Source organism: Streptomyces sp. PKA51 (assembly GCF_057552455.1).
Map to the genome: position 1 here is coordinate 80,336 of NZ_BAAJPZ010000007.1, position 14,060 is coordinate 94,395.

The 14,060-nt window shown below is 72.0% G+C and carries 11 protein-coding genes; 10 read left to right on the forward strand and 1 reads right to left on the reverse strand.

Going from position 1 to position 14,060, the window contains the following annotated elements; all coding sequences use genetic code 11:
- Positions 1–78: 78 nt before the first annotated feature.
- Genes nuoE through nuoN form a run of 10 tightly spaced genes read left to right on the forward strand, consistent with a single transcriptional unit; the run spans position 79 to position 13,120 of the window.
- Complete coding sequence (gene nuoE, locus AC27L3_RS13450; RefSeq protein ID WP_487234397.1) at positions 79–891, forward strand: NADH-quinone oxidoreductase subunit NuoE; 813 nt, start codon at positions 79–81, stop codon at positions 889–891.
- Positions 888–2,258, forward strand: a complete 1,371-nt coding sequence (gene nuoF / locus AC27L3_RS13455) for an NADH-quinone oxidoreductase subunit NuoF (RefSeq protein ID WP_487234267.1) — start codon at positions 888–890, stop codon at positions 2,256–2,258. The genes nuoE and nuoF overlap by 4 nt, the downstream gene beginning before the upstream one ends.
- The gene (locus AC27L3_RS13460) at positions 2,255–4,765 is read left to right on the forward strand and encodes an NADH-quinone oxidoreductase subunit G (protein WP_487234268.1); all 2,511 of its coding nucleotides are present in this window, start codon (positions 2,255–2,257) and stop codon (positions 4,763–4,765) included. The genes nuoF and AC27L3_RS13460 overlap by 4 nt, the downstream gene beginning before the upstream one ends.
- Positions 4,762–6,147, forward strand: coding sequence for an NADH-quinone oxidoreductase subunit NuoH (gene nuoH, locus AC27L3_RS13465; RefSeq protein ID WP_487234269.1), 1,386 nt, complete (start codon positions 4,762–4,764; stop codon positions 6,145–6,147). Before AC27L3_RS13460 ends, nuoH begins: the two co-directional genes overlap by 4 nt.
- The gene (gene nuoI / locus AC27L3_RS13470; protein WP_365968785.1) at positions 6,140–6,748 is read left to right on the forward strand and encodes an NADH-quinone oxidoreductase subunit NuoI; all 609 of its coding nucleotides are present in this window, start codon (positions 6,140–6,142) and stop codon (positions 6,746–6,748) included. Before nuoH ends, nuoI begins: the two co-directional genes overlap by 8 nt.
- Positions 6,745–7,569 (forward strand): NADH-quinone oxidoreductase subunit J, encoded by an 825-nt coding sequence (locus AC27L3_RS13475; RefSeq protein ID WP_487234270.1) that lies wholly within the window; start codon positions 6,745–6,747, stop codon positions 7,567–7,569. The genes nuoI and AC27L3_RS13475 overlap by 4 nt, the downstream gene beginning before the upstream one ends.
- Positions 7,566–7,865: an NADH-quinone oxidoreductase subunit NuoK gene (nuoK, locus tag AC27L3_RS13480; RefSeq protein WP_344435289.1), complete on the forward strand. Its 300-nt coding sequence runs from the start codon at positions 7,566–7,568 to the stop codon at positions 7,863–7,865. Before AC27L3_RS13475 ends, nuoK begins: the two co-directional genes overlap by 4 nt.
- A gap of 13 nt (positions 7,866–7,878) precedes the next feature.
- On the forward strand, positions 7,879–9,819 hold the full coding sequence (gene nuoL, locus AC27L3_RS13485; protein ID WP_487234271.1) for an NADH-quinone oxidoreductase subunit L: 1,941 nt from the start codon (positions 7,879–7,881) through the stop codon (positions 9,817–9,819).
- A 2-nt stretch (positions 9,820–9,821) separates the two neighbouring features.
- Complete coding sequence (locus AC27L3_RS13490) at positions 9,822–11,459, forward strand: NADH-quinone oxidoreductase subunit M (RefSeq protein ID WP_487234272.1); 1,638 nt, start codon at positions 9,822–9,824, stop codon at positions 11,457–11,459.
- Complete coding sequence (gene nuoN / locus AC27L3_RS13495; protein ID WP_487234273.1) at positions 11,456–13,120, forward strand: NADH-quinone oxidoreductase subunit NuoN; 1,665 nt, start codon at positions 11,456–11,458, stop codon at positions 13,118–13,120. The genes AC27L3_RS13490 and nuoN overlap by 4 nt, the downstream gene beginning before the upstream one ends.
- A gap of 408 nt (positions 13,121–13,528) precedes the next feature.
- On the opposite strand, the gene AC27L3_RS13500 is transcribed toward nuoN, so the two are convergent.
- Positions 13,529–14,026 carry a hypothetical protein gene (locus AC27L3_RS13500; RefSeq protein ID WP_487234274.1) on the reverse strand — a complete coding sequence of 166 codons (498 nt, stop codon included), beginning with the start codon at positions 14,024–14,026 and terminating at the stop codon, positions 13,529–13,531.
- Positions 14,027–14,060: the final 34 nt, after the last annotated feature.

Consider the following 14,060-nt stretch of genomic DNA (forward strand, 5'->3'; position numbering starts at 1 on the left):
GACGACCGCGATGTCCGCACCTCTTCGCCGCGCGGGCGGAGAAGCGAAGGAGGAAAGGTGAGCGAGGTCCAGCTGGGGATGCCCCGGCTTCCCGCGCCCGACTACCCCCAGGAGGTCAGGGAGCGGCTGGAGGCGGATGCCGCGGACATCATCGCCCGCTACCCCGATGCCCGCAGTGCCCTGCTGCCGCTGCTGCACCTGGTGCAGGCCGAGGAGGGGTACGTCACCCGCACCGGCATCCGCTTCTGCGCCGAGCAGCTGGAGCTGACCACGGCCGAGGTGACCGCGGTGTCGACCTTCTACACCATGTACCGCCGCAAGCAGGGCGGCGACTACCAGGTCGGCGTGTGCACCAACACCCTGTGCGCGGTGCTCGGCGGCGACGCCATCTTCGAGACCCTCCAGCGCCACCTGGGCGTCGGGAACGGCGGCACCACCGAGGACGGCAAGGTCACCCTCGAACACATCGAGTGCAACGCCGCCTGCGACTACGCGCCCGTGGTGATGGTCAACTGGGAGTTCTTCGACGACCAGACGCCCGAGAGCGCCGTGCGCCTCGTCGACGACCTGCGCGCCGGCCGGCCCGTCGAACCCACCCGCGGCGCGCCCCTGTGCACGTACCGCCAGACCGCCCGCATCCTCGCCGGCTTCCCCGACCGGCGGCCCGGCGCCGTCGAGGCGGGCGGCAGCGCCGGGCACGCCACGCTGGCCGGGCTGCGGCTGGCCAGGGGCGAGAGCGCGGCCCCGGCCCGCGTCGGGCCGCCGCGCGGCGAGCCGCCGCAGGGCGAGCGCCCCCCGGAGCACCCCAGCTCCCATGACGCACCGCAGCCCACATCCGCGTCGGACCCGGACCACCCCCATGGCCCGGTCACCGAGGAGGGGGAGGGATGACCGTGGCACCCGAGATCTTCGAGACCAGCCCCGAGAAGCTGCTCGCGCCCGTGCTCAGCGCCTTCTGGGACGAACCGCGCTCGTGGACGCTGGAGACCTACCTGCGGCACGACGGCTACGAGGGGCTGCGCAAGGCCCTGGAGATGACGCCCGACGAGGTCATCGGCTACGTCAAGGACTCCGGCCTGCGCGGGCGCGGCGGCGCAGGCTTCCCCACCGGGATGAAGTGGCAGTTCATCCCGCAGGGCGACGGCAAGCCGCACTACCTCGTCGTCAACGCCGACGAGTCCGAGCCGGGCACCTGCAAGGACATCCCGCTGCTCTACGCCAACCCGCACGCGCTCATCGAGGGCATGCTGATCGCCTGCTACGCGATCCGCTCCAGCCGCGCCTTCATCTACCTGCGCGGCGAGGCCGTGCCCGTGCTGCGGCGGCTGCACGAGGCCGTCCGCGAGGCGTACGCGGCCGGCCGCCTGGGCAAGGACGCCCTCGGCAGCGGGCTCGACCTCGACATCACCGTGCACGCGGGCGCGGGCGCCTACATCTGCGGCGAGGAGACGGCCCTGCTCGACTCCCTCGAAGGCCGCCGCGGCCAGCCCCGGCTGCGCCCGCCCTTCCCGGCCGTCGCCGGTCTGTACGCCTGCCCCACGGTGGTCAACAACGTCGAGTCCATCGCCTCGGTGCCCGCGATCCTGGCCCGGGGCAAGGAGTGGTTCCGCTCGATGGGCAGCGAGAAGTCCCCCGGCTTCACGCTGTACTCGCTCAGCGGCCACGTCACGCGCCCGGGGCAGTACGAGGCGCCGCTGGGCATCACCCTGCGCCAGCTGCTCGGCATGAGCGGTGGCATGCGCGCCGGCCACCGGCTGAAGTTCTGGACGCCGGGCGGCTCCTCGACGCCGATCCTCACCGACGAGCACCTCGATGTGCCGCTGGACTACGAGGGGGTCGGCGCCGCCGGCTCGATGCTGGGCACCAAGGCGCTGCAGTGCTTCGACGAGACCACGTGCGTGGTGCGGGCGGTCACCCGCTGGACGGAGTTCTACGCGCACGAGTCGTGCGGCAAGTGCACGCCCTGCCGCGAAGGCACCTACTGGCTGGTGCAGTTGCTGCGCGACATCGAGGCCGGCAAGGGCCGCATGAGCGACCTGGACAAGCTCGCCGACATCGCCGACAACATCAACGGCAAGTCCTTCTGCGCCCTCGGCGACGGCGCGGCGAGCCCCATCTTCTCCTCGCTCAAGTACTTCCGCGGCGAGTACGAGCAGCACATCAAGGGGCGCGGCTGCCCCTTCGACCCGGCCAAGTCCACGGTCTGGGCCGACGAGGGCGTCGGCAACCAGCACGCTCACCTGGGGGTGAACGCATGACAGTCACCACGCCCGCCCCCTCCGGGTCCGGGCCCGCGGCCGTGCCACCAGAGGACCTGGTGTCCGTCACCATCGACGGCATCGAGCTCTCCGTGCCCAAGGGCACGCTGGTCATCCGCGCCGCGGAGATGCTGGGCATCGAGATCCCGCGGTTCTGCGACCACCCGCTGCTGGACCCGGTCGGCGCCTGCCGGCAGTGCATGGTCGAGGTCGAGGGCCAGCGCAAGCCCATGGCCTCGTGCACCATCACCTGCACCGACGGCATGGTCGTCCACACCCAGCTCACCTCGCCCGCCGCCGAGAAGGCGCAGCGCGGCGTGATGGAACTGCTGCTGATCAACCACCCGCTGGACTGCCCGGTCTGCGACAAGGGCGGCGAGTGCCCCCTGCAGAACCAGGCCATGAGCACCGGCCGCGCCGACTCCCGCTTCGAGGGCAGGAAGCGCACGTACGCCAAGCCGCTGCCGATCTCGCCGCAGATCCTGCTCGACCGCGAGCGCTGCGTGCTGTGCGCGCGCTGCACCCGCTTCTCCCAGCAGATCGCCGGCGACCCGATGATCGAGCTGCTGGAGCGGGGCGCCCTGGAGCAGGTCGGCACCGGCGAGGGCGACCCCTTCCAGTCGTACTTCTCCGGCAACACCATCCAGATCTGCCCGGTGGGCGCGCTGACGTCGGCGGCGTACCGCTTCCGCGCCCGCCCCTTCGACCTGGTCTCCTCGCCGTCGGTGTGCGAGCACTGCGCGGGCGGCTGCGCCCTGCGCACCGACCACCGGCGCGGCAAGGTGATGCGCCGGCTCGCCGCCGAGGACCCCGAGGTCAACGAGGAGTGGGTGTGCGACAAGGGGCGCTTCGCGTTCCGCTACGCCCAGCGGCCGGAGCGCTTCACCACGCCGCTGGTACGCGGCGAGAGCGGCGTGCTGGAGCCGGCGAGCTGGCCGGAGGCGCTGGAGGCGGCCGCCCGCGGGCTGGCCGCGGCGCGTGGCCGCGCCGGGGTCCTCACGGGCGGCCGGCCGACGGTCGAGGACGCGTACGCGTACGCCAAGTTCGCCCGGGTGGCGCTGCAGACGCACGACGTGGACTTCCGGGCCCGGGTGCACAGCGGTGAGGAGGCCGACTTCCTGGCCGCCCACGTCGCCGGCCGCGGCCGCGACCTGGACGGCGGCGGCGTGACGTACGCGGCGCTGGAACAGGCCCCCGCCGTGCTGCTGGTGGGCCTGGAGGCCGAGGAGGAGGCGCCGGGCGTCTTCCTGCGGCTGCGCAAGGCCTGGCGCGGCTCCGGCCAGCGGCTGTTCTCGCTGGCCACGCACGCGACACGAGGACTGACCAAGGCCGGCGGCACGCTGCTGCCGGCGGCCCCCGGCACCGAACCGGAATGGCTGCGGGCCCTGGCCGCCGGTTCGGGCCTGGACGCGGCCGGGCAGGCCGCGGCGGACGCGCTGCGCGCACCGGGCGCGGTGCTCGCCGTGGGCGAGCGGCTCGCGGGCGTCGCGGGCGGGCTGACGGCGGCCGTGGAGCTGGCCGCGGCGACGGGCGCCCGCCTGGTGTGGCTGCCGCGCCGGGCCGGCGAGCGGGGCGCGCTGGAGGCGGGCGCGCTGCCCGGGCTGCTGCCCGGCGGCCGGCCGGCCACCGATCCGCGGGCGCGCGAGGAGACGGCGGCCGTGTGGGGCGTGCCGGAGCTGCCGCGCAGCCCCGGCCGCGACACCGGGCAGATCCTGCAGGCCGCGGCCCGCGGCGAGCTGGGCGCCCTGCTGGTGGGCGGTGTCGAGGTCGTGGACCTGCCGGATCCGGCCGGGGCCCGGGAGGCGCTGGAGGCGGTGGGTTTCCTGGTCAGCCTGGAGATGCGGCCCAGCGAGGTGTCGGACCGGGCGGACGTGGTGCTGCCGGTGGCCGCGGTCGCCGAGAAGGCGGGGACGTTCCTGAACTGGGAGGGCCGCGCCCGGCCGTTCGAGGTGGCGCTCAAACCCGACCAGCTCACGGGCCGGCATCTACTGCCCGACCACCGGGTGCTGCACATGCTGGCCGACGCCATGGACGTCCCGCTCGGCCTGCCGGGCCTGGACGAGGCGCGCGCGGAACTGACGCGGCTGGGCCCGTGGGACGGCGAGCGGCCGGCCGGCCCGGCCGAGCCCGCCCGGCCGCCGGCCCGGCCCGGGCCCGGCGAGGCGGTCCTGGCCGGGCACCGGCTGCTGCTGGACCGTGGCCGGCTGCAGGACGGGGACGACGCGCTGGCCGCCACCCGCAAGCCGGCCGTGGCCCGCCTGTCGGCCGCCACGGCCGCCGAGGCGGGCGTGCGCGACGGCGCGCAGCTGGCCGTCACCGGCCCGGCCGGCACGCTGCGGCTGCCGGTGGAGGTCACGCCCATGCCGGACCGCGTGGTGTGGCTCCCGCTGAACTCCGCCGGCACCTCCGTCGCCTCCGCGACGGGCGCGGTGCCGGGCGAGGTGGTGCGCATCGGGGCGTACGTCCCCGAGGCCGGCGACGACGAGGGACGGGAGGTACGGCCGTGACCCCACAGACGTCCGCGGTCCCCCTGGCCGCCGAGGACCTGTCGGTGTTCGGCACCGACCCGTGGTGGCTGATCGTCCTCAAGGCGGTCTTCTGCTTCGCGTTCCTGATGCTGACCGTGCTGTTCTCCATCGTCTGGGAGCGCAAGGTCGTCGCCTGGATGCAGCTGCGCATCGGCCCCAACCGGCACGGCCCCTGGGGGCTGCTGCAGTCGCTGGCCGACGGCATCAAGCTGATGCTCAAGGAGGACGTGGTCGTCCGCCGCGCCGACAAGGTCGTCTACGTCCTGGCCCCGGTCGTCGCCGCGATCCCGGCGTTCATGGCGATCGCGGTGATCCCCTTCGGCCCGTCCGGGGGCGAGGTCTCGGTCTTCGGCCACCGCACCGCGATGCAGCTGACCGACCTGCCGATCGCCGTGCTCTACATCCTCGCGGTGGCCTCGGTGGGCATCTACGGCATCGTGCTGGCCGGTTGGTCGTCCGGCTCGACGTACCCGCTGCTGGGCGGCCTGCGCTCGTGCGCCCAGATGATCTCGTACGAGATCGCGATGGGCGCCGCCTTCGCCTCCGTCTTCCTCTACTCCGGCTCGATGTCGACCTCGGCGATCGTCGAGGCGCAGCACGACCGCTGGTACGTGCTGCTGCTGCCGGTGTCCTTCCTCGTCTACATCGCGACGATGGTGGGGGAGACCAACCGGGCCCCGTTCGACATGCCGGAGTCCGAGGGCGACCTGGTCGGCGGCTTCAACACCGAGTACTCCTCCATCAAGTTCGCGATGTTCATGCTCGCCGAGTACGTGAACATGGTGACGGTCTCGGCGGTGGCCACCACGCTCTTCCTGGGCGGCTGGCGCGCGCCGTACCCGGTCTCCGCCTTCTGGGAGGGCGCCAACCACGGCTGGTGGCCGCTGCTGTGGTTCGTGATCAAGGTGCAGCTGCTGCTGTTCTTCTTCATCTGGCTGCGCGGCACGCTGCCGCGCGTGCGCTACGACCAGCTGATGAAGCTGGGCTGGAAGGTGCTCATCCCCGTCTCGGTGACCTGGCTGATGCTGGTCGCGACCGTACGGGCGCTGCGCAACGAGAACTACGACTTCCAGGACATCGTGCTCTACGTCGGCGGGGCCGTGCTGGCGATCCTGCTGCTGTCGGTGCTCGTCGACCTCTTCCACGGCGCGCGCAGGGGCAAGGACGGCGAGGGGGCCGCCGAGGGGGCCGCGGGCCCGCCGCCGGCGTTCGACCCCATGGCCGGCGGCTTCCCCGTGCCGCCGATGCCCGGCCAGAGCCTGCCGCCCGTGCCCCGGCGCCGGCCGCGCGGGCAGGGCGAGCTCATTGTCAGTGGCGGGGCGGACACTGTGCGTGACGAAAAGGAGGCCCGCGGTGACTGACAAGCCGTCCCGGGAGAATCCCCGGCCCGAGCGTCTCAATCCGGTGGCCGGCTTCGGCGTGACCTTCAAGGCCATGTTCAAGAAGCGGCTGACCGAGCAGTACCCGGAGTACAAGAAGCCCACCGCGCCGCGCTTCCACGGCCGCCATCAGCTCAACCGCCACCCCGACGGCCTGGAGAAGTGCATCGGCTGCGAGCTGTGCGCCTGGGCCTGCCCGGCGGACGCCATCTACGTCGAGGGTGCGGACAACACCGACGAGGAGCGCTACTCGCCGGGCGAGCGCTACGGCCGCGTCTACCAGATCAACTACCTGCGCTGCATCCTGTGCGGCCTGTGCATCGAGGCGTGCCCGACCCGGGCCCTGACGATGACCAACGAGTACGAACTGGCCGACGCCAGCCGCGAGTCGCTGATCTACACCAAGGAGCAGCTGCTGGCCGGGCTGGAGGAGGGCATGGTCGACACGCCGCACGCGATCTTCCCCGGCATGACCGAGGAGGACTACTACCGCGGCCTGGTGACCGAGGCCGCGCCGGGCACGGAGCGCCAAGTGGCTGTCTCCAAGGGCGAGAAGCCGTCCTCCGAGGGGGTGGAGGCATGAGCCTCGCCGCTTCCGCCTCGGTGACCTCCACCGGCGAGGAGGTCCAGTTCTGGCTGCTGGGCGTGGTCGCCGTGGCCGGCGCGCTGGGCACGGTGCTGATGAAGAAGGCCGTGCACAGCGCCCTCTCGCTGGCCGGCACCATGATCGTCCTGGCGGTCTTCTACCTCGCCAACGGCGCCTACTTCCTGGGCGTCGTGCAGATCGTCGTCTACACCGGCGCGATCATGATGCTGTTCCTGTTCGTCGTGATGCTGGTGGGCGTCACCGCCGCCGACTCGCTCAAGGAGACCATCCGCGGCCAGCGCCTGCTGGCCGGGCTGTGCGTGCTGGGCTTCGGCATCCTGCTGATGGCCGGCATCGCCAACGCCTCCCTGCGCGACTTCGACGGCCTGGGCCGGGCCAACACCGGGGGCAACGTCCAAGGGCTGGCCGCCCTGTTGTTCACCAAGTACGTCTTCGCCTTCGAGATCACCGGGGCCCTGCTGATCACGGCCGCCGTCGGCGCGATGGTGCTCACCCACCGCGAGCGCACGCAGCGGGCCGCCACCCAGCGGGAGCTCGCCGAGCAGCGGGTGCGGCAGGGCAAACACCTGCCGCCGCTGCCCGCGCCGGGCGTCTACGCCCGGCACAACGCCGTCGACGTCCCGGCCCTGCTGCCCGACGGCAGCCCGTCCGACCTGTCGGTCAACGCCACCCTGCGGGCGCGCGGCCAGATCCGGGACGTCTCCCAGGAGGCGCTCGCCGACCTCGCCGCGGTGGAACAGCGCTCGGCCGAGTGGCTGGAGCGGCGCAAGGGGCGCGCACAGGAGGGTGCCCAGTGAATCCCGTCAACTACCTCTATCTGGCGGCCCTCTTGTTCAGCATCGGTGCCGCCGGTGTGCTCATCCGGCGGAACGCGATCGTCGTCTTCATGTGCGTCGAGCTGATGCTCAACGCCTGCAACCTGGCGTTCGTCACCTTCTCCCGGATGCACGGCAACCTCGACGGCCAGATCATCGCCTTCTTCACGATGGTCGTGGCCGCCGCCGAAGTCGTGGTGGGCCTCGCGATCATCGTGATGATCTTCCGCTCCCGCCACTCCGCCTCGGTCGACGACGCCAGTCTGCTGAAGCTGTAAGGGGACACTGACGGTGGAGAATCTCATCGGCCTGCTCGTCCTGGTGCCCCTGCTGGGCGCCGCCGTGCTGCTGTGCGGCGGGCGCCGGCTGGACCGCGCCGGACACTGGATCGGCACGCTGGTCGCCGCCCTGTCGTTCGTCATCGGCGTGGTGCTCTTCGCCGGCATGCTGGGCCGCGCCGGCGACGACCGCGAGCTGGGCGCGACGGTCTTCAGCTGGGTGCCCGTCGGCGGCTTCCGCGCCGACGTCGGCTTCCAGCTCGACCAGCTGTCCATGACCTTCGTCCTGCTGATCACCGGCGTCGGTTCGCTGATCCATCTGTACTCGGTCGGCTACATGGCCCACGACGAGCGGCGGCGGCGCTTCTTCGGCTACCTCAATCTCTTCCTCGCCGCGATGCTGCTGCTGGTCCTCGCGGACAACTACCTCCTGCTGTACGTCGGGTGGGAGGGCGTCGGCCTCGCCTCCTACCTGCTGATCGGCTTCTGGCAGCACAAGCCGAGCGCGGCCACCGCCGCCAAGAAGGCCTTCCTGGTCAACCGCGTCGGCGACGTCGGGCTGTCGATCGCCGTCATGCTGATGTTCACCACCTTCGGCACCTTCGCCTTCGGCCCGGTGCTGGAGAACGCCGACAAGGCGGGTGAGGGCAAACTCACCGCCATCGGGCTGGTGCTGCTGCTGGCCGCCTGCGGCAAGTCGGCCCAGGTGCCGCTGCAGAGCTGGCTCGGCGACGCCATGGAGGGCCCGACCCCGGTCTCCGCCCTCATCCACGCGGCCACCATGGTGACCGCCGGCGTCTACCTGATCACCCGCTCCGGCGCGATCTTCGACGCCGCCCCCGACGCGCAGACGGCCGTGGTGACGGTCGGCGCGGTCACGCTGCTCTTCGGTGCGATCGTCGGGTGCGCGAAGGACGACATCAAGAAGGCCCTCGCCGGCTCGACGATGTCGCAGATCGGCTACATGATCCTCGCGGCCGGGCTCGGCCCGGTCGGCTACCCGTTCGCCATCATGCACCTGGTCACCCACGGCTTCTTCAAGGCCGGGCTCTTCCTCGGCGCCGGCTCGGTGATGCACGCCATGAACGACGAGGTCGACATGCGCCGCTACGGCGGCCTGCGGTCGTACATGCCCGTCACCTTCGTCACCTTCGGCCTCGGCTACCTCGCCATCATCGGCTTCCCGGGCCTGTCGGGCTTCTTCTCCAAGGACAAGATCATCGAAGCGGCCTTCGCCCGCGGCGGCACCGAGGGCTGGATCCTCGGCGGCGCCGCCCTGCTGGGCGCGGCCATCACCGCGTACTACATGACGCGCGTGATGATCCTGACCTTCTTCGGCGAGAAGCGCTGGCGCCCGGCCCCCTCGCCCGAGGAGCCCGGCGCCGAGCCGGCCGCCGAGACGCGCGGGGCGGGCGAGATGCCGCGCCCCCACGAATCGCCCAAGGTCATGACGATCCCGATGATCGTGCTGGCGGTCGGCTCGGTGCTCGCGGGCGGGCTGTTCAGCATCAACGACGCCTTCCTGAAGTGGCTCCAGCCCGTCACCGGCCACGAGGAGGGCCACTCGCCGGTCACCGCCGTGCAGGTCACCGCCGCCACCCTGGTGGTGCTGTTCATCGGCGTCGCACTGGCCTGGGCCCAGTACGGACGCGGCCCGGTGCCCGTCACCGCACCGCGCGGCAGCCTGCCGGTGCGCATCGCCCGCCGCGACCTGCTCCAGGACGACTTCAACCACGTCGTGCTCGTCCGCGGCGGGCAGCACCTCACCCGCAGCCTGGTCTACGTCGACCACAGCCTCGTCGACGGCGTCGTCAACGGCACCGCCGCCGCCGTCGGCGGGCTGTCCGGCCGGATGCGCAGGCTGCAGAACGGCTTCGCGCGGTCGTACGCGGTCTCGATGTTCGGCGGTGCGGCGGTGCTCATCGCCGCGACCCTGCTGATGAGGGCGGTCTAGAGATGTCATTTCCCCTGCTCACGGCCACCGCCGTGGTGCCCGCGCTCGGCGCGGTGGCCACCGCCGCCGTGCCGGCCGCACGGCGCACGGCCGCCAAATGGCTCGCACTCGGCGCCTCGCTGGCCACGCTGGTGCTGGCGGCGGTGGCGCTCGTGCGCTTCGACCCCGGGGCCAAGGGCCCCTTCCAGCTCACCGAGTCCCACGCCTGGATCAAGGACTTCGGGGTCCGCTACGAGCTGGGCGTCGACGGCATCTCGGTGGTGCTCATCGCCCTGACCGCGGTCCTGGTGCCGTTCGTGATCCTCGCCGGCTGGCACGACGCCGACCCTCTGGAGACGACGTCGACGCGCTGGCGGCCCACCCAGGGCTTCTTCGCCCTGATCCTCATGGTCGAGGCCATGGTGGTCATCGCCTTCGAGGCCACCGACGTCTTCCTCTTCTACATCTTCTTCGAAGCCATGCTCGTGCCGATGTACTTCCTCATCGGCGGCTTCGGCGACCGCGCCGGCGAGCGCACCGAGGACGAGAGCGCCGCCCAACGCTCGTACGCGGCCGTGAAGTTCCTGCTCTACAACCTCGTCGGCGGCCTGATCATGCTGGCCGCCGTCATCGGCCTCTACGCCGTCACCGCCCACCAGCTCGGCACCGGCACCTTCTCCCTGACGGAGATCGTCCAGGCCCGCGCCGACGGCCGGCTGGAGCTCGCCACCACCACCGAACGCGCCCTGTTCCTCGGCTTCTTCTTCGCCTTCGCCGTCAAGGCGCCGCTGTGGCCCCTGCACACCTGGCTGCCCAACGCCATGAGCGAGGCCACCGCCCCCGTCGCCGTGCTGATCACCGCGGTCGTCGACAAGGTCGGCACCTTCGCGATGCTGCGCTTCTGCCTCCAGCTCTTCCCCGAGGCGTCCAAGTGGGCGACACCGGTCGTCCTCGTCCTGTCGCTGATCAGCATTCTCTACGGGGCCCTGCTCGCCGTCGGGCAGCGCGACATCAAGCGCCTGATCGCCTACGCGTCGATCTCCCACTTCGGCTTCATCATCCTCGGCGTCTTCGCGATGACCAGCCAGGGCCAGAGCGGCGCGACCCTCTACATGGTCAACCACGGCCTGTCCACGGCCGCGTTGATGCTCGTCGCCGGCTTCCTCATCTCCCGCCGCGGCTCGCGCCTCATCGCCGACTACGGCGGCGTCCAGAAGGTCGCCCCCCTCCTCGCCGGCACCTTCCTCGTGGGCGGCCTGGCCACCCTGTCGCTGCCCGGGCTCGCGCCGTTCGTCTCCGAATTCCTCGTCCTGGTCGGCACCTTCAGCCGCTACCCGGCCGTCGGAATCGTCGCCAGCGTGGGCATCGTGCTCGCCGCGCTGTACGTCCTCGTGCTCTACCAGCGCACCATGACCGGGCCCGTGGCCGAGCCCGTACGGAAGATGCCCGACCTGCGGGCGCGCGAACTGGCCGTGGTCGCCCCGCTGATCGCGCTGCTGCTCTTCCTCGGGGTCTACCCCAAGCCCCTGACCCGGATCCTCGACCCCGCCGTCGACCACACGCTCTCGCAGGTGCACAAGAGCGACCCGGCACCCGCCGTCCGCGTGAATACCGGCAGCGTGAATACCAGCAGTGCGAACGATGTGGAGGCCGCGAAGTGAGCCACGCAGCATCCCTGGAAGCTGTCCACAGCCTGTGGACAGTCGCGGCGGCCGAGCCGCCGCGGAAGATCCCCGCGCCGCACATCGAGTACGCGCAGCTCTCGCCCACCCTCATCGTGCTCGGCGCCGCCCTCGTCGGCGTCCTGCTGGAGGCGTTCGTGCCGCGCCGCGCCCGCCACCACGCCCAGGCCGGGCTCGCCGTGGTCGCCCTGGCCGCGGCCTTCGCCGCCGTCATCGCCCTCGCCGCCGGCGGCCACGGCACCGACAAGGCCGCCACCGCCGCCATGGGCGCCCTCGCCGTCGACGGCCCCGCCCTCTTCCTGCAGGGCACGATCCTGCTCGTCGCCCTCGTCGCCGTGCTCACCTTCGCCGAACGCCGCCTCGACCCCGCCGCCCACGGCCGGCCCGTCGACTCCTTCGTCCCCCAGGCCGCCGCCGTCCCCGGCGGCGCCGCCGAGCGCGAGGCCGTGGCCGCCGGCCTGACCACCACCGAGGTCTTCCCCGTCCTGCTCTTCGCCGTCGGCGGCATGCTCGTCTTCCCCGCGGCGAACGACCTGCTGACCCTGTTCGTCGCCCTCGAGGTCTTCTCGCTCCCGCTGTACGTGCTGTGCGCCCTCGCCCGCCGCCAGCGGCTGCTGTCGCAGGAAGCCGCCATCAAGTACTTCCTGCTCGGCGCCTTCTCCTCGGCCTTCCTGCTCTTCGGCATCGCCCTGCTCTACGGCTACGCCGGCACCGTCACCTACTCCGGCATCGCCGACGTCGTCAGCGGAACCGTCCAGAGCGTCGACCCGGCGCTCGCCTCCTCCACCGGCAACGACGCGATGCTGCTCATCGGCGGTGCGATGGTGCTGATGGGGCTGCTGTTCAAGGTCGGCGCCGTGCCGTTCCACATGTGGACGCCGGACGTCTACCAGGGCGCACCGACGCCCGTCACCGGCTTCATGGCCGCCGCCACCAAGGTCGCCGCCTTCGGAGCGCTGCTGCGCGTGCTGTACGTCGTCCTGCCGGGCCTGCGGTGGGACTGGCGGCCCGTGATGTGGGGCGTCGCCATCGTCACGATGCTCGTCGGCGCGATCGTGGCCGTCACCCAGACGGACGTCAAGCGACTCCTGGCCTACTCCTCCATCGCCCACGCCGGCTTCATCCTCGCCGGCGCCATCGCCACCACGGCGGACGGCGTCTCCTCGGTGCTCTTCTACCTGGCCGCCTATTCCTTCGTCACGCTCGGCGCGTTCGCGGTCGTCACGCTCGTACGGGACGCGGGCGGGGAGGCCACGCACCTGTCCAAGTGGGCCGGCCTCGGGCGCCGTTCGCCGCTCGTCGCGGCGGTCTTCGCAGTCTTCCTGCTCGCCTTCGCCGGCATCCCGCTGACGAGCGGCTTCGCGGGGAAGTTCGCGGTGTTCAAGGCGGCGGCCCAGGGCGGGGCGGTGCCGCTGGTCATCGTCGGCGTGCTGTCGTCGGCGATCGCGGCGTTCTTCTACATCAGGGTCATCGTGCTGATGTTCTTCAGCGAACCGCGGTCGGAGGGACCGACGGTGGCGGTGCCGAGCGTCCTGACGTCCTCGGCCATCGCGATCGGGGTGGTGGTGACGCTGCTGCTCGGCGTGGCGCCGCAGTACTTCCTGGACCTGGCGGGCCAGGCGGGCACGTTCGTGCGCTGACGCCCGCGGCGGGCGGTGCCCCGTAGGGGCGCGGGGCGGTGTCGATCTGCGGCTGCCGCCGCGTGGGCGCGATACGGCAGCCCGTCTGCGGGCGCGTGGTGGCTTGTCGCGCAGTTCCCCGCGCCCCTTACGGGGCGCCGTGGGCTGGTGCAGTGCCCCGTCAGGGGCGCGGGGAACTGCGCGATCGGCCACTGACGGCCCGCAGTCGACGCGCCTCCCCGGGGGCCGACTGCGGGCGCGTCCTGGCTTGTCGCGCCCACGCGGCGGAGCCGCAGATCGGGCACTGCCCCGCGCCCCCTGCAGGGCGCCGTGGTGGTGCGTGGCGGAGATCCGCCGGACGCGGCCCGGCGCCTGCGGACCGCACATGCCGGACGGGCTGACAATGTCAGCCCGTCCGGCATGTGTGCGTCAGCTGCCCGGCTTGGCCGGGATGGGGATGTTGATCGCCGGCTTGCCGTCGCCGCCTACCGTCTTGGTGAGCGTGTCCTCCTTGCCGGACGCCCAGGCGATCGTCAGGGTCTTGCCGTCGAACTTCTTGATCGTGCCCTTGGCGTAGTCCGTGCTGCCGTCCTGGCAGTGGTTGATCTCCACCGTCACCGGCTGCGCGTTGTCGACGACCTTGCCGGTGCACGCCGTCTTGCCGCTCAGCATCACCTGGTCGCCCGCGAAGGACATGATGAGCAGGCTCTGGTCGGACAGCTTGCCCTTCGACCAGCCGCCCTTGAGGTCCGCGGCCGTGACGTTGCCGGAGCCGACCGGCGCCTGCGAGGCGGCCGGTGCCGAGGAGGCGGCGCCCGAGGGCTTCGCGGCGGGGTCCGTCTTCTTGTCGTCGCTGCTCTTGGAGCAACCGGTCATCAGCACAGCGGCCACGACGGCCGCCCCCGTGATCTGTACTGCCTTGCGCACTGAGCTCTCTGCTCTCTCTCGTCGTCCGTCGAAC